Here is a 24,374-nt window from a genome sequence, read left to right as displayed (position 1 = left end):
CCGCGGTCCGGTCAACCATGCCCGCCGTGGTGCGGGTGCGGCGACTGGAGCGTCGGCCGGCCCGACTCCGGCCAGTCGAGCCCGGTGGTGACGGTGCCCGCCTCCTCGCCCGGCTCGACGACCACGAACTGGCCCATGACGCCGGAGTCCTCGTGCCACAGCAGGTGGCAGTGGTACATGTACGGCAGGTTCGGGTCGGTGTACTTGTCGAACCGCATGATGAGCTGCATCGGGACGCCCGGCGGGGCGAACACGGTGTCCTTCCAGCCGGTGAGCTCGGGTGGCGGCGGCTGCCCGTTGTAGCTGAGCACCTCGAACTGCATGCCGTGGACGTGGAAGTTGTGCGGGAGGCGGCTGACGTTCTCCACGTCCCAGATCTCGATGGTGTCGACGGTGACGACCTCGTCGATCCGGGTCATGTCCATAGGCTCGCCGTTGATGCGGTCGCGGTGCAGCAGGAACTCGCGGCTGGTCACGGCGTGCTCGGGGTCGATCCGCTGGACCTCGGTCAGCCGCTCGGGCAGCTCCGGCGAGGGCCGCAGCTCGTCGGCGGCGATCAGCGGCAGCACGTCGAACTCGTGCTGGGCGCCGGTGGGGACGTTGGGGGCGCCGAGGTCCTGCGGGTAGGAGTGGAGGGTGACGCGCTCGCCCGGTGCCATGCGGACCACGATCTCGGCGCGTTCCGCCGGGGTGAGCTGGACGCGGTTCAGTTTCAGGGGCGCGTCGAGCAGGCCGCCGTCGCTGGCGATCAGGTGGAACGACCGGCCGTCGGAGAAGCCGAAGTTGTAGCTGCGGGCGGTGGAGGCGTTGAGGATCCGGAACCGGGTCAGCTCCGAGGTGACCCGGAAGGTGGGCCGGTACTGGCCGTTGACCAGCAGGGTGGTGCCGAGCATGCCGACGCCGCGGCGGCCGGTCTCGACGATCTGGCCCTGCTCGTCGAAGGTCTTGTCCTGCACGATGAGGGGGACGTCGTCCTCGCCGTAGCGGTTGGGGAGGAGGTCGCTGGTCGTCTCGTCGTCGTCGATGTAGAGCAGGCCGCCGAGGCCGCGGTAGACGTGCACCTCGGTGCTGCCGTGCGGGTGCGGGTGGTACCAGAGCGTCGAGCCCGGCTGGTCGACCCACCAGGTCGGGGACCAGGTGGCGCCGGCCTCGATCATCTGGTGCGGGCCGCCGTCGCTGTCCGCCGGCAGCCGCATGCCGTGCCAGTGCACGGTGGTCGGCTCGCCGAGCTCGTTGTGGACGTGGATCTGGATCTTCTCGCCCCTCCTGACGCGCAGGGTGGGGCCGAGGATCGGGCCGTTGTACCCCCACGTCTCGCTTTCGCCACCGGGCATGATGGCCAGCCTGCCGGGCGCGGCGACGAGGTCGAAGACCCGGGTGTCGCCGTCCTGGACGGCGGGGGCGAGCGGCGGGATCCGCAGCGGGTTCTCCGTGGCCTCCTCGGCGGCGGCCCTCCTCGGAGCGGTCCGTTCCGCGATGTCCCGGGGGCTGGCCCAGGCTCCTGGAGCGCGCCCGGTGAGGGCGGCGACGCCCACCCCCATGCCCATCGCGGCGCGCGCGAGGAAGGCGCGCCGTCTGATTCCGAACCGTGCTGCGCTCATATGCGACAGGGCCTTTCGCTGCAATGCCTGGGCCGGCGCCGCCTGAGTTCCCTGGGACCAGGATCCGGGAGCACCGCGCCGGAGGGCGACATAACGCGCCTTGAGTGACGACACAGGACATTGCCATCACAATCGGCCCATATCAAAGAAGAGAATCCGCTCGTCGCGAAAGCTGACTCCTTTTCAGGGGAATTCCCAGGCCACGCGGAACGAGTTCAACCGAGCGGCCGACACCCGGTAGGGCTACGACGGCCGTCAGCGGAGGGCGGCGAGCCCGGGGCCGAAGGTGATGAGCAGCGGCACCAGCGGGGCGAGGGAGGCGAGCACCGTGGTGGCGGAGCGCGGCACCGCCTCCAGGCGGGGCGGCGGGTCGAGCAGCCGCCGCACCCGGTGGGCGAGCAGCCGCCCCGGGCTGGCGCAGGACAGCACGCCGCGGTGCGCGTTGAGCTCGATCAGGGCCAGCGCCGCGTCCCGGTGGCCGCAGCGGCGGGAGGCGGTGTCGTCCGCGGCGAGCTCCACCAGGCGGTGCGTCTGCTCGTGGAAGTGGGCGAACAGCGGCACGGCGGGGAAGCCGAAGGACAGCGCCGCCGACAGGTGCAGCAGCCAGTCGTGGCGGGCCCGCGCGTGGCCGAGCTCGTGGGCCAGGACCGAGTCCAGCTGCCGTCCGGTGAGGCGACGCAACGCCCCGGTCGTGACCACGAGTTGGGGCGGGGTGCCGGCCAGCAGCCAGGCGTCGGGGTACTCGTCCTCGAGCACCAGCAGCGGCCCGCGCTCGGCGCGCTCCGCCCCGAGGCCGGCCGGCAGCTCGGGGGCGCGCCGACGAAGTTGGGCGCGGCGCGCGAGCCGGCGCCGGCGCCCCTCGTACAGCTCACGGGCGAGCATCGCCGCGGTCCAGGCGGCGCCCCCGGTCAGCAGCAGCGCGACGACGGCCGTCCAGGGCGGCGCCGCGGTCAGGTCGTAGGCCGCGGCGACCGGCTCGGGGGCCGGCGCGAAGAGGTGGACGCGGACGGTGTCGAACACGGCCGCCGCGCTGAGCAGCAGCGCGGCGAGGCAGCACAGCAGCACGGTGGCCACCAGGCACTGCCACACCCAGAGCCCGGTGTTGGGCTCCCGCTCCGGCCAGGCGGCCCGGGTCAGCATCCGGGCACCGGGGACGGCGGCGGTCGCGGCCACGGCCGCGAGCAGCGACAGGACGAGGATCACGCGGCAGGCTCCGTCACCTGGGTGGGCTGATGCTTGGCACCCCCATTCTGCCGGGCGAACAGCCGTGCGGTGAAGACGATGCGGGCGGAAAGACCGGCAGCCGCCGAGGCCCCTGCCGCGGGTCCCGTCACACCAGGCTCCGATCGCTCCGCAGCTCCGCCCAGACCCGCTTCCCCCACGCCAGGGAGTCCACGCCCCACCGCGTGGTCAACGCGTCCACCACGGCGAGCCCCCGCCCGCCCTGGTCCCCCTCCCGGGCCCGCCGCGGCACCGGCATCGTCCCCGACCGGTCCACCACCGAGATCCGCACCACGTCCACGTGCGGCCGGCTGACGGTCACCCTGATCTGCCGCGACCTGGTGTGCTCCGCCGCGTTCCCCACCAACTCCGAGACCAGCAACACCCCGTCGTCGACCACCCCCTCCAACCCCCAGGCCCCGAAAGCCGCCCTGACCAGCGCCCGCGCCTCGGCGGCACTGCGCGCCGCACACGGCAGGCTCCTCGTGAACTCGTCCCACGCGGCAACTCGCATCACATCGCCACCAGTAGCCATGAATTCGCCTCCCGGTCCTCGCCTACCGACACCCCAACGAGTGCCGCGCGCCGGCGGAGACCATGCATGCCACCTCGACACATTTACGCCGTTTAGGGCAATCCACGCCCCCAAACACGGCCAGGACGCACTACGTCGCCTCACTCCCGGTGCGGCCGAAGGAACCCAGGGTGCGCGCCGTGCCGCCCAACTCCCCGGCCGTAGACGGCGATCCGGGGTGCGAACAGTAGGCTCCCCCCTTGCCCCTCCCTGATCGACCGGGACGCGGCCTTCCGCGCCACCGTCAGTCCGTTGCCGGCAGCAGCGACTCCGTTCGCAGGGCGAAGCCAAACGGCTCTGGAATGTGAACCGTCTCGCCGAAGTTCGCGTCCCTCCGGCAGCGGTAGCGGCCGTTCTCGGGTTCCGAGAACAGCGTCACGGTTTTCACCCTCGGGTCCACGATCAGATACAGCGGGACGCCCATCACCGGATAGTCGCGCAACTTCCCCACCCAGTTGTTCTCCGGGTTGCTCGGCGAGACCAGTTCCACCGCGATCAAGGCCAGTTCGGCCGGGACGTCATGCTGCGGAAGATCGACCGCCGCGTCGGGCAGATAGGTGAGGTCGGGGTTCCGCACCTTGCCGACTCGCTCGGTGGCGATATCACTGTTGCCCGAGCCGAAGAACCCCTCAGGGCAGTGGGCATCGAACTGGCGCTGAATGATCGCAAGGTTGCGCTGGTGCAGGGCGGGCGGGGAAGCCTGCATGACGATCGCATCCCCGCTGAGTTCAACTTTGACATTCGTCGGCAGGGCACGGCGGGCCTGCTCCAGCAATTCGAAGCGGCGCGGGTTCATCGATCCCCTGTACCCGCTGTCGGTCCCGTCGTCCTCAACGCGCGGTCGCCGGAGTCAGCTCTTCGCGCTTCGCACGAACGCCGCCCACGCGCCGGCGGGGAAGACCAGGGCCGGAGCCTCGGGGGTCTTGCTGTCACGGACGGGGACCACGGCAGCGAAGCCGTCCGCCACCTCGACGCAGTTGTTCTGTCCCCCATTGCTGTAACTGCTCTTGCGCCACCGGGCGGTGCTCGGCTCGGGTCGACGGGCTCGCATGATTCTCTAGCCGTCCTTCAGGAGGGATCGGATGAACTCCACGGAGTCCTGCGGAGGTAGCGCGAGGTCTCGCAGCCGATCGTAGGACAGCTTGAGCCGTTCCACCTCCTCCGGCTCCTCGATCACCTCGCCGGACTTGCTGCCCTCCAGATAGGCCGCCTCCTCTCCGTACGGCAGCCACAGGACGGTCACCGCACCGCCGAGCAGATCGTTCACCCCGGCCGCGAACGGCAGCACCTGCACGGTGACGTGTGGCAGCTCCGCCTCGTCGAGCAGCCGCTGAAGCTGCCGCTTCCACGCCTCACGGTCCCGCAACGGCCGCCGGAGCACGGCCTCGTCGAGGATGACCCGCAGATGCGCCTGCACGGACTCGCCGCTGCGAAGTATCTGCTGCCGGGCCATGCGGAGCGCGAGCTGTTCCTCCAGCCCGTCCTCCTCGTCCGGGTGATGCGGCGTGGACCACAGCAGCTCCCTGGCGTACTCCTCGGTCTGGAGCAGACCCGGGATGGTCTGCGGCACGTAGATCTGCATGACCTTGGCCGTGGGCTCCAACGCCATGAAGCGCTGGTAGCGACCGAGATAGGCGTCGTCCTTCGCGAGCTTCCAGAGGTTCTGGAGGCTCCGCTTCGAGCCGTACACCTCGTCGAGCCGCCTGGCCGTCTCCAGGTCCCCGAGGCGTTCGCCCCGCTCCAACTTGTGGAGGTAGGACCGGTCGTACTTCGAGACCTCCGACAACTGCCCGAGCGACATGCCGGATTCCTCGCGGAGCCGGGACAGCTCCTCCATGTACTGCAGGCGCGCCGGCGCGAGTCTCTGCGGTTCTGGCTTACGTGAGGCCATCACTACCCCCTCCTCGAACACGGCCGACCCTACCCGCGACTGAGCGATCTCCGTAGTGGACCGATTACGGAAAGCGTCATGCTCGAGCCGCACGGCAGCAACCACCGCGACGTGTTACTCCAGGTGGAAACGGCCAAGCCCTCACTTCAGCCCCCTCTCCTCCCGGCGGCCGCCGCCTGGCGCGCGCCCTCGACCACTCCAACGCGCCGCGTGCCCGGCCGTTCGGCCGGGCACGCGGTGGATCAGCAGGTGTGATCGCGCTCAGGCACCCGGGGGGACCTCGGTGGGCGTGCCGAAGAAACTCGACGCCAGCCAGGCCACCTGCTGGTCGTTCAACGCTCCCTGGAACAACCACAGATCGTCGATCGAACCGGCCCAGTGCTCGCCCCAGGAGCCGCCCACTCCGGTGCGGCCCACCTCGAGCGAGCCGGCGGCCTCGTACGTCATGACGCCGTCGGCCCAGGAACGTCCACACGGATCGGTCCCCGGATCATCGCACGGGAGTTGCTGCAGATGGCCGTTGACGTAGAGTCGCGCCTGGCGGCGTGGGGCGTCGTAGGACAGCACGATGTGGTTCCAGTCGCGCACGTCGAGGAACTGGCTGTTCGCTACTCGAACCTCCGTTGTCCCAGCCGCGTCGGCGGCCGGCAGCACAGCTTCCCACTGCCCGTGTCCCTCCCTCTCGGGGTCGGGCTCGAACCGCAGCCTGAAGGCGCTGTTGTTGGCCCCCGGGCCGCTCACCAGGGTCATGCCCTCGCTCGCAACCTCTGCGGCCTGGGCCCAGACGCCGACGGTGAAACTGTCGGAAGTGTCCACGGGAATGGTGTCCGTGAAGGCGTGGTCATCGACGCCGTCCAGCACCAAGGCGTTGTAGTCGATCCAGCCGGGGCCGATGCTCGCGTCCCCGCCGAGAATGAGCGGGTTGGCGCGCACGGAGTCATCGGGGGTGACGCCCGATTCGGTCGACTCGAACATCCAGCGGCCGGCGACCTCGGAGTTCCTAATCGCCAGCCGTCGCACCTCGTAGGCCGTTGCCACCCGGTCGAAGAGTCGAACATCGTCGATCCGCCCGCTGAGGTGGTCGGTCTGTCCATCCCCCTGTCGTTCCACCGCGCCGAGGGTGAACCGGCCGGTGGACGACACGGCTCCGGTGAAGGGGGCGCTTCCGGCCAACTCGCCGTTGACGTAGACCCGCAGCCCCTCGGCGTCCAGGTCGTGAACGCCGACGACGTGGGTCCAGGTGCCGAGGCCCGCCGCCACGCAGTTGGGTGTGGAGGAGGGACACGGGGACTGACTCGCCTCGATGACCGTGCCCCCGGCGGCCCGGCCGCGCATCGTCCAGCCCTGCCCGCCCGGCGCGTGGACGAGGGCGAAACCGGAACCGTCGTCCGCCGTCTGCGCGGCCACGACCATGGTCCGGTCGGCCTTGTCCGACGGCAGGTTGACCCAGGCCGAGACGGCGAACGAGCCGGCGGTGTCGACGACCGGTTGGCTCGCGGCGACGACCCCCGTCGCACCGTCGAAGCGGGCGGAGGGGCCGTGTTCTCCCTCGGCGCCGAGCGTCACCCCGTCGCTCGCGGTGGCCTCGACCGTCTGGGCACGACCGGAGATCCTGGTGGCGTCGGCCGACTCCTCGAAGGACCAGATGACGCTGGCGGGACGCCCGCCCGTGGTGACGGGTCGCTGGTCGGCAAGACCGGCGACCTGGTCCGCGGTCAGGCCGTAGTCGTGGAACTGCGCCTCGTCCAGGTCGCCCTCGAAGAACTGGTCCTCGTTCTGGCTCCGGCCGCTCAGTCGCGCGCCCAACGCGGTGGCGCCGCGTGCCTCCCACGTCTCGTGGTCGAACGGCGCCGCGCCGACCCGACGGCCGTCGACGTACAGCAGCACCTCGTCGGCCGAGGCGTCGACCACCCCGGCGACGTGCGTCCACTCCCCGACGCGCGCCGCCGAGTCCTGCTGGGCACGGGTGACCGCGGCGTCCCTCGCGTCCGAGGCCGCCAGACCGAAGGACCAGCCGCCGGTCGCGGGGTCGACGGACAGGTCGAAGCCGGAGGCGTGGTTGCCGGCCTGGGAGATCGCGGTGCCGGTACCGGTCACTCCCGACTCGGGGAGGCGGGCCCAGAGCGATACGGAGAAGCTCTCCGAGGTGTCCACCACCGAGTTCGATGTCCGGGCGTACCCACTCTCTCCGCCGAGGCGCAGGGCGGAGCCCAGGACGCCCTCGGCGCCGGCGTGGGCGTCACCCGTCAACGCGGCGGTCCAGGGCGCGCCCTCGCCCTGGACGGAGGCGGTGCCAGCCTCTTCGTCCAGGTCCCAGACCGCACGCTCGGGGGTGCCGGCACCGACGCGGAAGACGTAGCTCCGCTCCGCCGAGGAATTCCCAGCGGAGTCCACCGCACGGACGTAGAGGCGGTTGTCACCTCGCTGATCCGGGACCAGCCGAACGGTACGAGGCGCGCCACCCGAGGTCAGCACGTCATGGGAGTCGCCCACCTGGTCACCGGACGCGAAGCGGTAGCGGTAACGGACGACGTCGGTGTCCGTGCTGGCGAAGGTGAAGGAACCGTACCTGCCCACCCCGTCGTGCCACGGGTCAGCCGGATCCGCCGGGTTGGACGCCGGGTACTCGGACGAGGTGACGCTGGGAGTCGGCGGAACGCTCGTGTTGTAGACGAATTCGCACCGCTCCTGGGGAGCCGTGGACGACCAGGGCGAGTACTCCGCCCCGTCGTAGGACCTGGCCTCCCACTGCACGTGGCCGTCCCGCGGCAGGCCACTGGGCAGGGTCATCGAGAAGCCGGAGCCGGAAGCGTTGAAAGTGCTCAGACCAGGAGCCCAGCGGACGACGTTCCCCTGGCCGTCGCCGGTGTCCCAGTAGGCGCGGAACTCCACGGCCACCCGGTCACCGTCCGCGTCGGTGACATCGGCCGCGTACACCTGGCCACGGGTCCTGACCTGAGCCGGGCTGGCTGGCGGCGCACAGACCCCGCCGAACTCCATGGACAGCTGCGACATGGACATCTGCGGCGGAGGTGAACATTCGGTGTACACACGGCTACGCAACGGCGCGCGGCGGCCGGGCGGCCGCGCTCGGCGTCGACTCGCGGTCCCGGCAGTGCCGGGTTTGACTGGTGTTCGTGGGGTTACTGGCCATACGCGAAGAAGGCGCGGCAAGAAGGGAAGTGAGCTCCATGGCGCATGAGGGCGACGCCGACCGGAGGAAGGCGGCCGAGTTGCCGGAGGGTGACGTGGTGCGGATCCTGCTGGAGCAGCATGGCCGGATCCGTGACCTGTTCGCCGAGGTCAAGGGCGCGCGGGGGGAGGTCAAGCAGCAGGCGTTCGACGAGTTGCGGGCGCTGCTCGCGGTGCACGAGACCGCGGAGGAGATGGTCATCCGGCCGGTCGCCAAGGACACGGCGGGCAAGGCCGAGGTCGAGGCGCGCAACGAGGAGGAGCACGAGGCGAACGAGGTCCTGGTGTCGCTGGAGCGGATGGATGTCACCAGTGCCGACTTCGACCGGGAGTTCGCCGACTTCGAGCGGGCGGTGGTGGCGCACGCCGAGAAGGAGGAGAACGAGGAGTTCCCCACCATCAGGGCCGGCCGCAGCGAGGAGCAGTTGCAGCGGATGGGCCGGATGCTGCGGGCGGCCGAGAAGGTCGCGCCCACCAGGCCGCACCCGTCGGCCGCCGGCAAGCCGATGAGGCAGTTCGCCGTGGGGCCCTTCGCCTCCCTGGTGGACCGCACCAGGGACGCCATCACCTCCGCCTCCCGCTGACGACCGAACCCAGTAGGCTGCTCGGCCCGGGACGGCAGGGTGGAGGGAGCCGAGGTGCGGGAGGCCGAGCGGGTGGCGACGCCCGACGCGCTGCTGGCCGTCCGGGCCGGCGAGGGGGACGAGGAGGCGTTCGAGGCGCTGCTGCGGCGGCACCTGCCGGTGCTGCTGCCGTTGGCCCGCCGGCTGCTGGGGGACCGCGCGGGGGCCGAGGGGGCCGTCCGGGACGCCTTCGTCGAGGCGTGGCGGCGGCTGCCCGAGTACCGGGGGCGGGACCCGTTCCCGCGGTGGATCCGGGGCATCGTCACGAGCCGCTGCACGCGTACCGGGCGCCCCGCGGCCGAGGAGGCGGGCGAGGAGGCCGTGGCCGCCGCCGTGATGGCGTTGGTGCGCCGCGAGCCGCGGCCCGGCGGCCCCGAGGGGCTGGCCGCGGCGCGGGCCGTCCGCGCGGTCGCCGACGCGCTGCCCGGGGTGCGCGCCGGCCGCTGCCGGATCACCCCGCTCGCCGACCCGGCCGACGGGGGTCTCCGGGTCCGGCTGGAGGTGGCGGCCGGCCTGGGCTGGACGGTGCCGGAGCTCGCCGGGCGGCTCAGGGAGCGGGTGACCGAGGCGGCGCGCGACCGGCTCGGGCTCGACGTGCGGGTGGTGGACGTCGCCGTCGTCGACCTCCTGCTGGACCCCGCGGAGGACGCCGCACCGGACGGTACCTCCCGTTAAGGTCTCGTATGGGTTTTCCGGTATCGGCGGGCGGTGGGGCGCGCGCCAGGTAGGCCCCAACGACCGCGTGCCGGCGCCTTCCCCCGGCTCAGCGGCCACGGGGGGCTCCGCGGGCACCCCGGGGACCGGCCGGAGGGGAAGACCCGGGGGCGTTATGAACGCGTGAAGACCGCCCGCCACCCGTCACCCGAATCGCCGATACTCGCTCTTCGTTGCCCTGCCCCGGACGAGGGAACGCAGGCACGAGACGAAGAGGTGTACGACGATGGCGAGTGCCACCGTGCAGTCGCCCGAGGTGGACGACGTCCCGTCGCCCCGCGGCCCCGGCCGGCTGAGGGCGTGGCTGCTCGACGGACTGAGCGAGCGGACCGCCCGCCACCCAGGACCGCATGCCACGGTCCCCGCCGAACACCGCGGCCACCGCTGGTGGCGCGTGATGTGCCTGACCGGCGTCGACTACTTCTCCACCCTCGGCTACCAGCCGGGCATCGCCGCGCTCGCCGCCGGCCTGCTCTCGCCGCTCGCCACCGTGGTGCTGATCGGCCTCACGCTGCTCGGCGCGCTGCCGGTCTACCGGCGGGTGGCCCGCGAGAGCCCGCACGGCGAGGGCTCCATCGCCATGCTGGAGCGGCTGCTGCCGTGGTGGTCGGGCAAGGTGTTCGTGCTCGTGCTGCTCGGGTTCGCCGCCACCGACTTCATGATCACCATCACGCTCTCGGCCGCCGACGCCTCGGCGCACGTGGTGGAGAACCCGCTGGCGCCGTCCTTCATGCACGACGGGAACGTGTGGATCACGCTGCTGCTGATCGCCGGGCTCGGCGCCGTCTTCCTCAAGGGCTTCCGGGAGGCGATCGGCGTCGCCGTGGTCCTGGTCGCGGTCTACCTGGCGCTCAACACGATCGTGCTGGCGACCGCCGCCTGGCACGTGCTGACCGAGCCCGTGGTGGTCACCGACTGGTGGGACGCCGCCGCCGCGGAGCACTCGTCGCCCTGGCTGATGGTCGGCGTGGCGCTGCTGGTCTTCCCGCGCCTGGCGCTCGGCATGTCCGGCTTCGAGACCGGCGTCGCCGTGATGCCGCAGGTCCGTGGCGACGCCACGGACACCGAGGACCGGCCGGCGGGCCGGATCCGCGACACCAGGAAGCTGCTCACCACGGCCGCGCTGATCATGAGCGGCTTCCTGCTGGTGTCCAGCCTCGCCACCACGCTGCTGATACCGGCCGCGGAGTTCGAGTCGGGCGGCGAGGCCAACGGGCGGGCGCTGGCGTTCCTGGCCCACGACTACCTCGGCGAGGCGTTCGGCACCCTCTACGACGTCTCCACCATCGCCATCCTGTGGTTCGCCGGCGCCTCGGCGCTGGCCGGGCTGCTGAACCTGGTGCCGCGCTACCTGCCCCGCTACGGCATGGCCCCGGAGTGGACCCGGGCGGTGCGGCCGCTGGTGCTGCTGTTCACGGTGATCGCGTTCACCATCACCATCCTGTTCCGCGCCGACGTCGACGCGCAGGGCGGCGCCTACGCCACCGGCGTGCTGGTGCTGATGGTCTCGGCCTCCGCCGCCGCCACCATCTCGGCGCGGCGCAAGGGCCACCGCCGGGCGTCCCTCGGCTTCGGCGCGATCGCCGCCGTCTTCGCCTACACGCTGGTCGTCAACGTCATCGAACGGCCCGACGGCATCCGCATCGCCTCGCTGTTCATCCTCGGCATCCTGCTGACCTCGTTCTTCTCCCGGATCCACCGCGCCTTCGAGCTGCGCACCGGTGAGATCAGCCTCGACGACGCGGCCGCCAGGATGATCGACCACGCCGCCGCCCACGGCTGTCTGCGGATCATCGCCAACGAGCCGGACGAGCGGGACGCCGCCGAGTACCGCGAGAAGGAGTACAGCCAGCGGGAGGAGACCCACATCCCGAACGGCGGCCCGGTGCTGTTCCTGGAGGTCACGGTGCCCGACTCGTCCGACTTCACGGCCGACGTCACCGTGCGGGGCGAGGAGCGCCACGGCTACCAGATCCTGCGGGTGGACGGTCCTGTGGTGCCCAACACCATCGCGGCCGTGCTGCTGCACCTGCGCGACCGCACCGGCGCCGTGCCGCACGCCTACTTCAACTGGACCGAGGGCCATCCGCTCGGCCACCTGCTGCGGTTCCTGGTCTTCGGCGACGGCGAGGTCGCCCCCGTCACCCGCGAGGTGCTGCGCCGCGCGGAGCGGCAGCTCTCCCGCCGCCCCCGCATCCACGTCGGCTGAGGTCGCCCACCGCGGACGGCGGTGGGCGACCTGCCGTGGCGCCCTTCAGCGGGTGCCGGCGACGGCGGGCTCCCGGCCGCCTTCGCCGGTCGCCTCCGCCGCGCCGCCGCCGGTCCGCAGGGTCGCCAGGGCCAGCAGCGCGCCGGCGGCGGCGATGGCGGCGGCGCCGAGGAAGGCGGCCGAGAAGCCGTCGGTCAGGGCGGTGACGTCGTCCAGCTCCTCGGCGCCCCGGGCGGCGGCCACCGCGGTCATCGCGGCGAGGCCGAGCGCGGAGCCGATCTGGTAGCTGGTGTTGACGATGCCGGAGGCCAGGCCGCCCTCCTCGGGACGGGCCGCGGAGATCGCGGTGCCGAGGGAGGGCACGAAGGCCAGCGACATGCCGACGGCGGCGACCAGCGACGCCGGCAGCACGTCCACCGCGTAGCCGCCGTCCGGGCGGACGAAGGAGAGCCACAGCATGCCGGCCGACAGCGCCAGCATGCCGGTGCCGATCATCGTCCGGGCGCCGAAGCGCTCCTGGAGCCGCGGGGCCACCACGATCATCATGAGCATGATCGCGCCGGTCATCGGCAGCAGCGCGGAGCCCGAGGCGAAGGCGCCGAGGCCGAGGACCTGCTGGAGGTAGAGGTTGAGGAAGTACCACATCGGGATCCAGGCGCCGGCCAGCAGCAGTTGGGCCAGGTTGGCGGCGGCCAGGTTGGGGGTGCGCAGGATGGTCAGCCGCATCAGGGGCTCGCGCAGCCGGGCCTGGAGCGCGACGAACAGACCGGTGAGCACGGTGCCGGCGGCCAGCAGGAGCCAGGTGGACGCCGCTCCCCAGCCGGCCTCGGGGGCACGGACCACGGCGTAGACGACGGTGCCGAGCCCCGCGGTCACGGTCAGCGCGCCCAGGATGTCGACGCGGCCGCGCGCCGGCGGGGCGGCGGGCATCAGGCGGGGGGTGACCGCCAGGGTCAGCAGGGCGACCGGGATGTTGATGTAGAACACCCAGGGCCAGCTGGCGTACTCGGTGATGACGCCGCCGAGGAAGACGCCGGCGGTGCCGCCGGCCGGCGCGGCGGCGCCGTACAGCGCGAACGCCTTGGGCAACTCGCGCGGGTTGCCGCCGAACAGCGTCATCAGCAGGGTCAGCGCGGAGGGCGCGATCAGCGCCGAGCCGGCGCCCTGGACGGCGCGTCCCGCCAGTTCCACCCACACCTCGCCGGCCAGGCCGGCGACCAGCGAGCCGACAGCCAGGACCGCCCAGCCAAGGCTGAACACCCGTCTGGCGCCGAACAGGTCGGACAGCCGGCCGCCCAGCAGCAACAGGCCGCCGAAGGCGATGACGTACGCGTTGAAGACCCAGGACAGGTCGCCCTGGGTGAAGCCGAGATCGGTGCGCATCTCGGGAAGGGCCACGCCGATGATCGACGTGTCCATGATGACCATGAACTGCGCCAGGGCGATGAACGCCAGGGCCGCCCAGCGGCGCGGATCCGGCGCGTTCGACACGGACATCCCACTCACCTATCATACTCCCGGGGGGTATATTGGAAACACGGGGAGACTATACCCCCCCGGGGTATATCCGCAAACGCTGTCGGTCCCTCACCCCGCTGGCGCGCACACGCAGTTGCGTGCTTCCGACACCGCTCTGACGTGCGACGACGCCCCCTCCGCTGGGAGTCTTGACCGTGTCGGCCGGGGCACGTCCCGGCCGTGTCCGTCCCAGAAAGGAGCTCCGAGTGAGCGGGCCGCTCTGGATCACCGCCTCCCCGCCCGGCGCCCACGGCGAGCTGCACGTCGGCCACCTCGCCGGGCCCTACGTGGCCGCCGACGTGCTCAGCCGTTTCCTGCGCGCCGAGGGCAGGACCGTGCGCCTCACCACCGCGACCGCCCAGCACACCGACGCGGTCGAGCTGCGGGCCAGGCGCGCGAGTCGCGATCCCGGCGACATCGCCGAGGGCTACCACGAGGCGATCGTCGCCGACCTCGCCCACGCCCGCGTCGCCTTCGACCTGGTCACGCACCCGGCCGCCGACGTCGGATTCCACGCCTGGCTCGGCGAGACGTTCCGCCGGCTGCACGCCGAGGGCCTGATCGTCGCCAGGACCCGGCCGCTGCCCTACTGTCCGGCCTGCGAGACCTGGCTGTACGGCACCCTGGTCACCGGCGGCTGCCCGCGCTGCGGCGCCACGCGCGGCGGCGACGTCTGCCGGGCCTGCTCCCGGCCCGGCGGCGAACTCGTCGAACCGCGCTGCGCGGTCTGCGCCGCGCCGCCGACCACGCGCCGCCTCCGGCGCCTCCACCTGCTGCTCGAACCGCTCAGGGACCAGCTCACCGACTACTGGTCGAGCTCCGACCTGTCGCCCCGGCTGGCCGCGCTCTGCGAGGACCTGGTCGAGGACGCGCTGCCCTCCCCCGCCGTCACCCGGCCGTCCCGATGGGGCCTGCCGGTCCCGGTCGAGGGCTACGCCGACCAGCGGATCGACACCGCCTTCGAGAACGCCGCCGCCCAGCTCCACGCCTGGGGCCCCGACGACCGGCCACCGCCGGAACACGCCATCGCCTTCGCCGGGTTCTCGCACGCCTTCGACCAGGCGGTCGTGCTGCCCGCCCTCCAGATCGCGCGCGGCCTCAAGCTGCCGACCACCCTGCGCCTCAACGACCCATACGAGCTCGACGGCCGGCCGCTCTCGCACGGCAGCCGGCACGGGGCCTGGGTGCTCGACCTGGTCACCGAGTGGGGCTCCGACACGCTCCGCCGCCACGTGCTGCGGGACCGGCCAGGCACCCGGCCCACGGCGTTCCGCGCGGCCGACCTCGAACGGTCCTGGCAGGTCCTGCGCGAGCCGTGGGAGGCGTGGCTCGAGCGGCTGCTCGGCGCCGTGCGGACGGACTGCGGCGGCGTCGTGCCGGCGGTGGAGCCCGGGGGCGCCGGCTGGGAGCGGCTGCGGGACCGGCTGCTGCGCACGGCCGCCGACCTGCGGGAGGCGTACGGGCCCGAGGAGTTCGACCCGCGCCGCGTGCTGGCCCTGCTCGACGAGGTCGTCCACCAGGCCGCCGACTTCGGGCACGCCAACGCCCACCACCACCGCGACCGTCCCGAGGGCGCGCGCCGCCACCAGGCGGCCCTGGTGGCGCAGCTCGCGGTGGCCGCGGCGCTGGCGGCGTGGGCCTGGCCGGTGATGCCGGAGGGAGCCGCCAGGCTGGCCGCCGCGCTCCGCCTGCCGGCGGTCCGCCGGGTGGACGAGCACGCCCTGACGCCGCCCCCGCCGGGGACCCGGCTGCCGCCCCCGCCGGCGCCGGTCTTCGGCAGCTGAGTGCGGCTGAGGCGCCGGCGCGGACGCCGGCGCGGACGGCGTCCCGGGTGCCGGCGCGGACGCGTCAGTCCAGCCAGCCGCGCCGGGCGGCCCGCACCCCCGCCTCGAACCGGCTGGCCGTGTTCAGCTCCTGCATCAGCTCCGCGACCAGCCGGCTCACGGTGCGCAGCGACACGCCGAGCGCGCGGGCGATCCGCTCGTCCTTCATGCCGGCCCCCAACATCCGCAGCACCGCGTGCTGTTGCTCCGTCAACGCCTGGACTCCGCGCTGCGCGGCGTCGCCCTCGGGGCAGGGTGCCGCCGCGTACCAACAGTGCTCGTAGAAGGCCCGGTAGGAGCGGACCAGTGCCGGCCCGCGCACCAGCACCGCGCCCGCGTCCCGGTCGTCGGGGTCGGCCGGCACCAGGGCCAGGTGGTCGTCGACGAGCACCAGGTTCATCGGCACCACGGTCGACAGCCGGATCTCCACCCCCGCCTCGCGGCGCCGGGCGATCAGGTCGGCGGAGTCCGGCTGGGCCCAGGCGTGCCGGCTGTAGATGGACCGCACCGTGACGCCCCGCCCGATGACGCGCCGGTCCCGGTCGAGGACGCGCTCCGGCAGCTCCCGGCCCGGGGCCGCCGGGGACAGGGTCCTGATGTCCTGCCGGGCGAAGTCGGCCATGTCGTTGAGGAACTGCTGGATGCGGCGGTAGTCCGCGACGAACTCGACCTCCGTCTCCGGGTCCGCCAGGTCGCCGCCGGTGGCCAGGAAACGGTGGGTCAGGGCGGAGACCACCTCGTGGAACCGGTCGGCCCGGTCCAGGTGCTCCCGCAGCGTGCCCCGCTCCCGGTCCAGGACCCGCAGCAGCGCGATCTCCGGCAGCACGGCCGTCACCCGGTCCCGGTCGCCGGGGAGCGGCCGGCCGCCGTCCAACTCCTCGCGCGGCGCGTGCCGGGCGCCGGCCGGCACGAGCAGCCCGAGCCGCAGCAGCTCGGCCCGGTGCCCCTCACCCTCCTCGGCGGTCAGGCCGAGCTCCGCGCTGACCTCGCCGAAATCGGCGGAACCGCGCGCCCGTATCTCCTGGTAGACGGCGATCACCGGATCGTCGCCGACCGCCGACCGCCGGTTGCGCCCCGCCCTGCCCGTCATACGCCGGTACCCCCTCGTCGTATCCGATCCCTGACAGAACGGACCGTCAGGACGACGGAATCCTAGCCACCGGCACCGCACGCCCCGGGACCGGCCGGCGACCGGGGAACCGCCGGATCGTCGAAATACGTCGAAACCGGATCGAAGCTATGGACAGCCCGTTTAACCCGCCCTAATGTCGCCGACGCCGCGCACGGAGGACGAGCTCCCCGATCGATCGTCGAAGAGTTTCGACGACGCTCCCTCCGCGCGCCCGTGAGGAGGCAGGGCATGGTCAGCATCACCGAGGTCGCTCGGCACGCCGGCGTCGCGGTCAGCACCGTGTCCTACGTGCTCAGCGGCAAGCGCCCCATCTCGCCGCCCACCAGGCAGCGGGTGCTGGACAGCGTCATCAGCCTCGGCTACCGGCCGCCGCGCGGGACGAGGGCGGGGATCGTCGGCCTCGCGCTGCGCGTCGACGACGGCACGCACCGGCCGCTGCTGGCCGAGTTCATGCTCTCGGCGAGCGTCGCCGCCCGCCGGCACGGCCGCAACGTGCTGCTGCTGACCGAGGAGGAGGAGCACGGGCTGCTCGACGCCGCGCTGCTCGACGGGCTGATCCTGATGGACATCGAGGTCATGGACCCGCGCCTGGACACCGTCCGCCGGCTGCCGGTGCCGACCGTGCTGCTCGGCCTGCCCCGCGACCCGGCGGGCCTCGCCTGTGTCGACCTCGACTTCCGGGCCGCGGGCCGGCTGTGCGTCGACCACCTCGCCGACCTCGGGCACCGCGAGGTCGTCCTGCTCGGCGCCCCGCCCGCCGCCTACCGGCGGCGGGCCGGGTTCGCCGAGCGCACGGTCGCCGGCGCGCTGGAACAGGCCGCGGCCAGGAACGTCAGGCTCACCCACCGCCCCACCGAGGGCGACTGGGACGCCACCGCCGGCACCCTCACCCGGGTGCTCCAGGAACGACCGGGCGCCACCGCGCTCATCGTGCAGAACGAGGCCGCCACCCCGCACCTGGCGCCGCTGCTGCGCGGCTACGGCCGGGCCATCCCCGAGGACCTGTCCGTCGTGGTGCTCGGCTCGGACGCCGTGGCGACCGCCGGCACCCCGCCGCTCACCTCCGTCGCGGTGCCCGCCGGCGAGATGACCGCCACCGCGATGGACCTGTTGATGACCGAGCGGGGACCCGACCCGGGGCCCGTCCTGCTCACCCCCCGACTGACCGCCAGGGGAAGCACCGCGCCGCCCGCCCCGGGCCGCGTCGACTGAGATCCCCACCACCGCACGTTTCGGAGAGCCACCCCCATGGACCAGCCATGCCCGCCCGCCGTTCCCTAGCCACCGCCGCCGCCACCGCCGCCGTGCTGGCCACGGTCCCCGGCTGCGGCCTGATCACCGCGCAGACCGGGCCCAACACCCTGACGGTCGCGGACTACTACACCGCCGAGCCGGGCAACACGGCGCTCACCGAGATCCTGCGCGCCTGCGGCGAGCAGACCGGGGTCACCGTGGTGCGCGAGGTCATGCCGCGCTCCCAGCTGGTGCCCAAGCTGCTCCGCGACGGCGCCGCCGGCACCCTCCCCGACCTGGTGCTCAGCGACAACCCGGACCTCGCCAAGCTGGCCTCGACCGGGGCGCTGCTGCCGCTCGACGGCCGCGTCGACACCGAGGGCTTCTACGACAGCGTGCTCGCGGCCGGCAGCTACCAGGGCGAGCTCTACGGCGTCGCGCCCGGCGTCAACGGCCTGGCGCTCTTCTACGACCGGGCGGTCTTCGCCGAGGCCGGGATCGAACCGCCCACCACCTGGGACGAGTTGCGCGCGGCAGCCGCCGCGCTCACCGAGGGCTCGCGCTACGGCCTCGCGCTCTCGGCGATCGGCACCGAGGAGGGCACCTGGCAGTTCGAGCCCTTCCTGTGGGGCGCGGGCGCCGAACTCACCGACCTGGACTCGCCGCAGGCCGTCACCGCCCTCACCTTCTGGGCCTCGCTCTTCTCCGACGGCTCGGTCTCCGCCTCGGCGCTCAACTGGCAACAGTCCGACGTCGCCGAGCAGTTCGTCGGCGGGCACGCCGCCATGATGATCAACGGCTCCTGGCAGCTCGCCGCGCTCGACGCCGAGGAGGAGCTGGACTACGGCGTGGTGCCGCTGCCCACGCCGAACGCCGGCGACCGGCCCGCCACCCCGCTCGGCGGCGAGACCTGGGCCGTGCCGCGCGGCGAACGGCAGGAGCAGGCCGTCGAGTTGCTGGACTGCGTACTGTCCCCCGACCACATGTACGAGTGGGCGCGGCTGCGGGCCGACGTGCCGGCCCATCCGGACGTGGCCGAGCGCCTGGTGGGTGAGCAGCCCGACCTGGCGCCGTTCGTGGCCAGCGCCCCGAGCGCCGAGGCCCGCACCGTCGACCTCGGCACCGGCTACCCGGCCGTGTCGCAGGCGATATCCACCGCGCTGCAGCGGGTCGCCACCGGGCAGCTCGACCCGGCGGAGGCCCTGGCCCGGGCCCAGCGAGAGGCGGCCGACGCATCGTGACCATGACCCCGCGCCTGGCCAGGCTCAGCTTCTACGTGCCGGCCGTGCTCTACCTGGCCGTGTTCTTCGGCTACCCGCTGGTCGCCAACGTCGTGATGTCCTTCCAGGACTACACGGTGACGTCCTTCTACGACGGCGGCGCCCCCTTCACCGGCCTCGACAACTACGCCGAGGTGTTCGGCGACGAGCTGTTCTCCACCACCCTGTGGAACACCCTGGTCTTCACCGTCGCCTCGCTGGCCTTCCAGTTCGCCATCGGCCTCGGCCTCGCGCTGTTCTTCCGCCGCCACTTCCCGCTGGCCGGCGTGCTGCGCGCCCTGCTCCTGCTGCCCTGGCTGCTGCCGCTGCTGGTCTCCGGCACCGTCTTCCGCTGGCTGCTCGACCAGGACTACGGCGTGCTCAACCACGTGCTGCTGAACCTGCGGCTGATCGACGACCCGGTGCCGTGGCTGGTCAGCCCCGACCACGCGATGGCCGCCGTCGTCATCGCCAACGTGTGGATCGGCATCCCCTTCAACATGGTGATCCTCTACGGCGGTCTCACCTCCATACCGCCGGGGCTCTACGAGGCCGCGGCCCTGGACGGCGCGGGTGCCTGGCAGCGGTTCCGGCACATCACCTGGCCACTGCTGCGCCCGGTCACCTCCGTGGTCCTGATGCTCGGACTCGTCTACACCGTCAAGGCGTTCGACGTCGTCATGGTCCTCACCCAGGCGGGCCCCGCCGACGCCACCCAGCTGCTGTCCACCTGGTCCTACCAACTCTCCTTCACCCAACTGCACTTCGGCCAGGGAGCGGCCGTCGGCAACGTGCTGATCGTCATCGCCATGCTGTTCGCGCTCGTCTACCTGCGGGCCGTGCGCCGCGAACAGGCCGGGAGGTAGCCATCATGTCCATACCCAGAGCGACGGCGGGCGCCCGCCGCCTCGGCCTGACCCTGCTGGCGCTGCTGATCGTCGGCGTACTGCTCTTCCCGCTGTACTGGATGTTCAACGCCTCGCTGCAACCGAGCCACGAGCTGCTGAGCATCCCGCCCCGCTGGTTCCCCGACCACCCGACGCTGGACGGCTACCGCGCCGCGTTCGACTCCCAGGGCCGGCACCTGGTCATCAGCCTCTTCGTGGCCTGCGGCAACGTGCTGATCACCCTGGCCCTCGCGGCGCCGCTGGCCTGGGCGTTGGCGAAGTTCCGGCTGCGCTACGCGGCCCTGCTGCTCTTCGTGCTGCTGATCGTGCAGATGCTGCCCGGCATCGTGAAGGCCAACTCGCTCTTCGAGCTGTACAGCGAGCTCGGGCTGCTCAACAACACCATCGGCCTGATGTTCGCCCAGTCCACGCTGTCCGTGCCGTTCGCCGCCGTGCTGCTGCGCGCCCAACTCCGGGAGATCCCGACCGAGGTGGTGGAGGCGGCGGCGCTCGACGGCGCGGGCGCCTGGCGCACCTTCCTGCGGATCGTCGTGCCGATGAGCCGCAACAGCGTGATCACCGCGGGCCTGTTCGCGTTCCTCTTCTCCTGGGCCGACTTCCTCTTCGCCGTCACCCTCACCTCGCGGGACGCGATCACCCCGGTCACCGTCGGCATCTACCGCTTCGTCGGGGCCAACGCCACCGACTGGAACGCGCTGATGGCCTCCGCCGTCCTCGCCTCGGTGCCGGCCGCCGTGCTGCTGGTGGTCGCCCAGCGCTACATCTCGGTCGGCCTCACCGGCGGCTCGGTCAAGGACTGACCACCTCCCATCCCCCACCGCACCCACCCCTCTGGAGAGCACCACACCATGCCGAGCACCGACCCGGGCGCGACGTTCACCGAGCACGCAGGCGGCCTCGAATGGACCGGCGAACACGAGACGTTGCGCGTCGAACCCTGGGGTCCGGACGCCGTCCGGGTCCGCGCCACCCTCGGGCCGATCCGCGACGACATCCCCGGCGCGCTGCTGGAACGCCCCGCCGGCCGGGCCGAGATCACCGTGCCCGACCTGACCGGGCTCACGGTGTTCGCCAACGGACTCGGCTCGCCCACCGACCCCGTCCCGCCAGCCCGGCTCGTCAACGGCCGCCTCACCGCCGAGCTCACCGTCGACGGCCGGCTGCGGTTCGTCCGCACCGACGACGGACGGGAGTTGCTCGCCGAGCGCCGCGCCCACTTCTGGTGGCCGGGCACCCGCGTGCACACCCCCGTCGGCCACGGCTACCGGCGCCTCGAACAGCACTTCGCCGCGTACGAGGGCGAGCGGCTCTACGGCCTGGGCCAGCACCAGCAGGGCCGTCTCGACCGCAAGGGCACCGTGCTCGACCTGGTGCAGCGCAACACCGAGATCTCCATCCCGTTCGCGCTCTCCAACCGCGGCTACGGGCTGCTGTGGAACAGCCCGGCCGTGGGCCGCGTCGAGCTGGTGGAGACCGGCACCCGCTGGGTCGCCGACGCGGCCCGCCAGATCGACTACTGGATCACCGCCGGCGACACCCCGGCCGACATCCTGCGCTCCTACGCGGACGCCACCGGCCACGCCCCCGAGATGCCGGAGTGGGGCACCGGCTTCTGGCAGTGCAAGCTCCGCTACCGCACCCAGGACGAACTGCTCGCCGTGGCCAGGGAACACAAGCGGCGCGGCCTGCCGATGTCGGTGATCGTCGCCGACTTCTTCCACTGGACCAGGCTCGGCGACTGGCGCTTCGACCCGGCCGAGTGGCCCGACCCGGCCGCCATGGTCCGGGAGTTGGCGGAGCTCGGCATCAAGCTGATGGTCTCCATCTGGCCCTCCGTCAACCAGTCGAGCGAGAACTACGACGAGTTGGCCCGCCGCGGCCTGTTCGCCGCCAACGAGTTCGGCACCGCGGCCCACGCGACCTGGGTCGACAAGGGCGCCGACCACCGGATCACCGTCTCCTTCCTCGACCCCACCAACCCGGCCACCCGGGCGTTCGTGTGGGAGAAGGTCCGCGCCAACTACCAGTCCCTCGGCATCAACCTGTGGTGGCTCGACGCCTGCGAGCCGGAGATGAAGCCGGCCCACCCGGCCAACCTCCGCTACCACGCGGGCCAAGGACAGGAGGTCGCCAACCTCTACCCGAGGGAGATCGCCCGCACCTTCCACGAGGGCATGGCCTCCTCCGGCGACACCGACGGCATGTCGTTCAGCCGCTCCGCCTGGGCCGGCAGCCAGCGCTACGGCACCGCGGTCTGGTCGGGCGACATCGGCACCGACTTCGCCGCGCTGCGCGCCCAGATAGCCGCCGGGCTCAGCATCGGGATCTCCGGCATCCCCTGGTGGACCACCGACATCGGCGGCTTCCACGGCGGCGACCCGGACGACCCGGCCTACCGCGAGGTGCTGGTCCGCTGGTTCCAGTTCGGCGCCTTCTGCCCGATCTTCCGGCTGCACGGCTTCCGGCTGCCGTGGCTGCCGCTCGGCGGCGCGATGACCGGCGGCCCCAACGAGGTCTGGTCCTACGGCGAGGAGGCGTACGACATCATGGCGCGCTACCTGGCCGTGCGGGAGCGCATCCGCCCCTACGTGGGCGAGCAGATGCGCACCGCGGCCCGCGAAGGGCTGCCGGTGATGCGGCCGCTGTTCCTGGAGTTCCCGGACGACGACCGCGCCTGGACCGTCGCCGACCAGTTCCTGCTCGGCCCCGACCTGCTGGTGGCCCCGGTCACGGAGGCCGGCGCCACCAGCCGGGAGGTCTACCTGCCGGCCGGCGCGACCTGGACCTGCGCCTGGACCGGCGAGACCCGTCCGGGCGGCGCCACCGTGGTGCTGGACGCGCCGCTGGACCGGATCCCGCTGCTGCTGCGGGACGAGGCCCGACTGCCGATCGCCGGGGAGTGACCCGTCACCGGCGCGCCGCCGCCTCCCACTCCCGGTGTGCGGCGCGGACGCGGTCCCACAGCGCCGCCCGCTCGGGGGCGGCGACGTCGGTCAGGTTCAGGTGGAACACGTCGGCCAGGACGTCGTACCAGTCGTCGGCCGCGTCGATGGTCCGCTCCTCCGTGCCCCCGGCGTCGATCCGGCGCAGCACGCAGCCGCGCAGCATGTCCACGCCCTTGGCGTCGCGGAGCTGGACCTGGAGGACCCGGACGAACCCGGACTCGGGGGACGTGGACAGCCGGCGGTGCTCCGCGGCGAAGGAGGACAGCTCCACGGGCTCCGGCGCGAAGACCATCGCGGTGAAGGCGCCGCGCGGGTCGTGGGCGAACCGCCAGCCGCCGGGCACCACCGCCGACGGGGCCATCCCGTAGGTGAACGGCCCCTGGGTGTAGGTGCCCGCGCGCAGCGGCAGTGGCTCGTACATCCCGCCGGCGAGCCCGGTGTCGACCAGCCACCGCTCGCCGTCGAGCCCCACGGTGAGCGCGAGGTGGTCGCCGCCCGGGCCCTCGGGGTCCTCGACCTCGTCCTGCACCCCGGCCCGGTGCAGGGTCACGTCGTAGCCGAGGGCCTCCAGCAGCGCGGCGAAGGCGCCGTTGAGGTGGAAGCAGTAGCCGCCGCGCCCGCGCAGGATCCGGGCCACGGACTCCGCGGCGCCGATGCTCGACGGGCGGCCCAGTTGGTTGTCGAGGGTCTCGTAGGGGACCCGCTCCACCTGTGCCCGGTGCAGTGCCCACAGCGCCTCCGCGGTCGGGGCCGCCGGTCGGTCCACCCCCAGCACGGCCAGGTACCCGTCGACGTCGATCATGCTCTTCCCTCATCTGTTCGAACAGGTGAACAGACTAGTCGCCCTGGTCGCCCTGGTCGCCGGAGGCTCACTGGCCCACGTCGACCGGATCGCCGCCGGTCAGCGTGACCAGCTGGGCGAACGTGGTGCGGAACATGGCGTGCGAGACGCCGGCCCCCGCCCACACCTCGGGGTGGTCGGCCAGCGCCGTGTCCACCAGGGTCCGCAGCGGCGCGGGATGACCGACCGGCGCCACTCCGCCGACCAGCTGGCCGGTGGCCTGGAACACGAACTCCGGGGTGGCGCGCCTGACCTTGCGCACCCCGAGGTGGCGCGCGGCCTTCCTCACGTCCACCCGGTGACCGCCGCTGGCCACCACCAGCAGCGGCGCGCCGTCGGCCTCGAAGACCAGGCTGTTGGCGATCGCCCCGACCGGGCAACCCAACCGCTCCGCGGCGGCCGCAGCGGTGGGCACCTCGGTGGCCAGCTCGACGATCTCGTCCGCGTGGCCGGCGCCGACCAGGCCCGCCCGCACGCGCTCCAAGGCTGATGTCGCACCCGTACTCGTCACAGCTCGCGAGCGTAGCCATCCGAACAGCGGCCGGCAAAGGCACTCCGCGCTCCGCGCGGTGCGCGCGGGACGGGCCGCGCGACGACCCGCCCGGAGAGGGCGGTGGGTGGGCGCGGCTCCGCCGCCGGATGCCCGGCGCTTCGCGCGGGGCGTGTTTCCCCCACCCACCCGCCCTTTCT

20 protein-coding genes are annotated in these 24,374 nt (G+C 72.8%); 9 read left to right on the top strand and 11 right to left on the bottom strand.

Going from position 1 to position 24,374, the window contains the following annotated elements; translation table 11 throughout:
* Window positions 1–11: 11 nt before the first annotated feature.
* The 7 genes from RNC47_RS12775 to RNC47_RS12745 form a co-directional block, all read right to left on the bottom strand.
* Entirely contained in the window at window positions 12–1,601 is a 1,590-nt protein-coding gene (locus RNC47_RS12775; protein ID WP_311598369.1) for a multicopper oxidase family protein, read from the bottom strand.
* Between the two features lie 255 nt (window positions 1,602–1,856).
* Complete coding sequence (locus RNC47_RS12770) at window positions 1,857–2,804, bottom strand: M56 family metallopeptidase (protein WP_311598367.1); 948 nt, start codon at window positions 2,802–2,804, stop codon at window positions 1,857–1,859.
* 127 nt (window positions 2,805–2,931) lie between these two features.
* Complete coding sequence (locus RNC47_RS12765; RefSeq protein ID WP_311598366.1) at window positions 2,932–3,336, bottom strand: ATP-binding protein; 405 nt, start codon at window positions 3,334–3,336, stop codon at window positions 2,932–2,934.
* Between the two features lie 304 nt (window positions 3,337–3,640).
* A complete protein-coding gene (locus RNC47_RS12760; protein ID WP_311598364.1) occupies window positions 3,641–4,192 on the bottom strand; it encodes a Uma2 family endonuclease in 552 nt (183 codons plus the stop codon).
* A 54-nt stretch (window positions 4,193–4,246) separates the two neighbouring features.
* Window positions 4,247–4,447, bottom strand: coding sequence for a DUF397 domain-containing protein (locus RNC47_RS12755; protein WP_311598363.1), 201 nt, complete (start codon window positions 4,445–4,447; stop codon window positions 4,247–4,249).
* 6 nt (window positions 4,448–4,453) lie between these two features.
* Window positions 4,454–5,287 (bottom strand): helix-turn-helix domain-containing protein, encoded by an 834-nt coding sequence (locus RNC47_RS12750; protein ID WP_311598361.1) that lies wholly within the window; start codon window positions 5,285–5,287, stop codon window positions 4,454–4,456.
* Window positions 5,288–5,548: 261 nt separating this feature from the next.
* Window positions 5,549–8,302: a LamG domain-containing protein gene (locus tag RNC47_RS12745; RefSeq protein ID WP_311598360.1), complete on the bottom strand. Its 2,754-nt coding sequence runs from the start codon at window positions 8,300–8,302 to the stop codon at window positions 5,549–5,551.
* Between the two features lie 176 nt (window positions 8,303–8,478).
* Here RNC47_RS12745 and RNC47_RS12740 point away from each other — a divergent pair, with 176 nt between their 5' ends.
* From RNC47_RS12740 to RNC47_RS12730, 3 genes are all read left to right on the top strand, one after another.
* The gene (locus tag RNC47_RS12740) at window positions 8,479–9,063 is read left to right on the top strand and encodes a hemerythrin domain-containing protein (RefSeq protein WP_311598359.1); all 585 of its coding nucleotides are present in this window, start codon (window positions 8,479–8,481) and stop codon (window positions 9,061–9,063) included.
* A gap of 39 nt (window positions 9,064–9,102) precedes the next feature.
* Entirely contained in the window at window positions 9,103–9,777 is a 675-nt protein-coding gene (locus RNC47_RS12735) for an RNA polymerase sigma factor (RefSeq protein WP_311598358.1), read from the top strand.
* 265 nt (window positions 9,778–10,042) lie between these two features.
* Complete coding sequence (locus RNC47_RS12730; protein WP_311598357.1) at window positions 10,043–12,025, top strand: APC family permease; 1,983 nt, start codon at window positions 10,043–10,045, stop codon at window positions 12,023–12,025.
* A 45-nt stretch (window positions 12,026–12,070) separates the two neighbouring features.
* Here RNC47_RS12730 and RNC47_RS12725 read toward each other — a convergent pair whose 3' ends face one another.
* Window positions 12,071–13,522, bottom strand: coding sequence for an MFS transporter (locus tag RNC47_RS12725; protein WP_311598355.1), 1,452 nt, complete (start codon window positions 13,520–13,522; stop codon window positions 12,071–12,073).
* A gap of 227 nt (window positions 13,523–13,749) precedes the next feature.
* Here RNC47_RS12725 and RNC47_RS12720 point away from each other — a divergent pair, with 227 nt between their 5' ends.
* Complete coding sequence (locus RNC47_RS12720) at window positions 13,750–15,327, top strand: class I tRNA ligase family protein (RefSeq protein WP_311598354.1); 1,578 nt, start codon at window positions 13,750–13,752, stop codon at window positions 15,325–15,327.
* Window positions 15,328–15,391: 64 nt separating this feature from the next.
* On the opposite strand, the gene RNC47_RS12715 is transcribed toward RNC47_RS12720, so the two are convergent.
* The gene (locus tag RNC47_RS12715) at window positions 15,392–16,456 is read right to left on the bottom strand and encodes a helix-turn-helix transcriptional regulator (RefSeq protein ID WP_311598352.1); all 1,065 of its coding nucleotides are present in this window, start codon (window positions 16,454–16,456) and stop codon (window positions 15,392–15,394) included.
* A gap of 270 nt (window positions 16,457–16,726) precedes the next feature.
* Between RNC47_RS12715 and RNC47_RS12710 the strand changes: the two genes are divergently transcribed.
* The 5 genes from RNC47_RS12710 to RNC47_RS12690 are packed head-to-tail and all read left to right on the top strand — an operon-like array spanning window position 16,727 to window position 22,801.
* Window positions 16,727–17,710 carry a LacI family DNA-binding transcriptional regulator gene (locus RNC47_RS12710; protein ID WP_311598347.1) on the top strand — a complete coding sequence of 328 codons (984 nt, stop codon included), beginning with the start codon at window positions 16,727–16,729 and terminating at the stop codon, window positions 17,708–17,710.
* Window positions 17,711–17,757: 47 nt separating this feature from the next.
* Window positions 17,758–18,972, top strand: a complete 1,215-nt coding sequence (locus RNC47_RS12705; RefSeq protein ID WP_311598345.1) for a sugar ABC transporter substrate-binding protein — start codon at window positions 17,758–17,760, stop codon at window positions 18,970–18,972.
* 2 nt (window positions 18,973–18,974) lie between these two features.
* Window positions 18,975–19,856, top strand: coding sequence for a carbohydrate ABC transporter permease (locus tag RNC47_RS12700; protein WP_311598343.1), 882 nt, complete (start codon window positions 18,975–18,977; stop codon window positions 19,854–19,856).
* A gap of 5 nt (window positions 19,857–19,861) precedes the next feature.
* Window positions 19,862–20,698, top strand: coding sequence for a carbohydrate ABC transporter permease (locus tag RNC47_RS12695; protein ID WP_311598342.1), 837 nt, complete (start codon window positions 19,862–19,864; stop codon window positions 20,696–20,698).
* Between the two features lie 48 nt (window positions 20,699–20,746).
* Complete coding sequence (locus RNC47_RS12690; RefSeq protein ID WP_311598341.1) at window positions 20,747–22,801, top strand: glycoside hydrolase family 31 protein; 2,055 nt, start codon at window positions 20,747–20,749, stop codon at window positions 22,799–22,801.
* Window positions 22,802–22,805: 4 nt separating this feature from the next.
* Here the strand turns inward: RNC47_RS12690 and RNC47_RS12685 are convergent, their stop codons facing one another.
* Together RNC47_RS12685 and RNC47_RS12680 are read right to left on the bottom strand one after the other, a co-directional pair.
* Entirely contained in the window at window positions 22,806–23,645 is an 840-nt protein-coding gene (locus RNC47_RS12685; protein ID WP_311598339.1) for an arylamine N-acetyltransferase family protein, read from the bottom strand.
* A gap of 67 nt (window positions 23,646–23,712) precedes the next feature.
* Window positions 23,713–24,195 (bottom strand): YbaK/EbsC family protein, encoded by a 483-nt coding sequence (locus tag RNC47_RS12680; protein WP_311598338.1) that lies wholly within the window; start codon window positions 24,193–24,195, stop codon window positions 23,713–23,715.
* Between the last annotated feature and the right edge of the window lie 179 nt (window positions 24,196–24,374).

It is taken from the genome of Streptomyces millisiae (assembly GCF_031845425.1).
Classification (GTDB): Bacteria; Actinomycetota; Actinomycetes; order Streptomycetales; family Streptomycetaceae; genus Streptomyces; species Streptomyces millisiae.
Note: the sequence above shows the minus strand (reverse complement) of the source record. Positions and strands in the feature narration are given on the sequence as shown.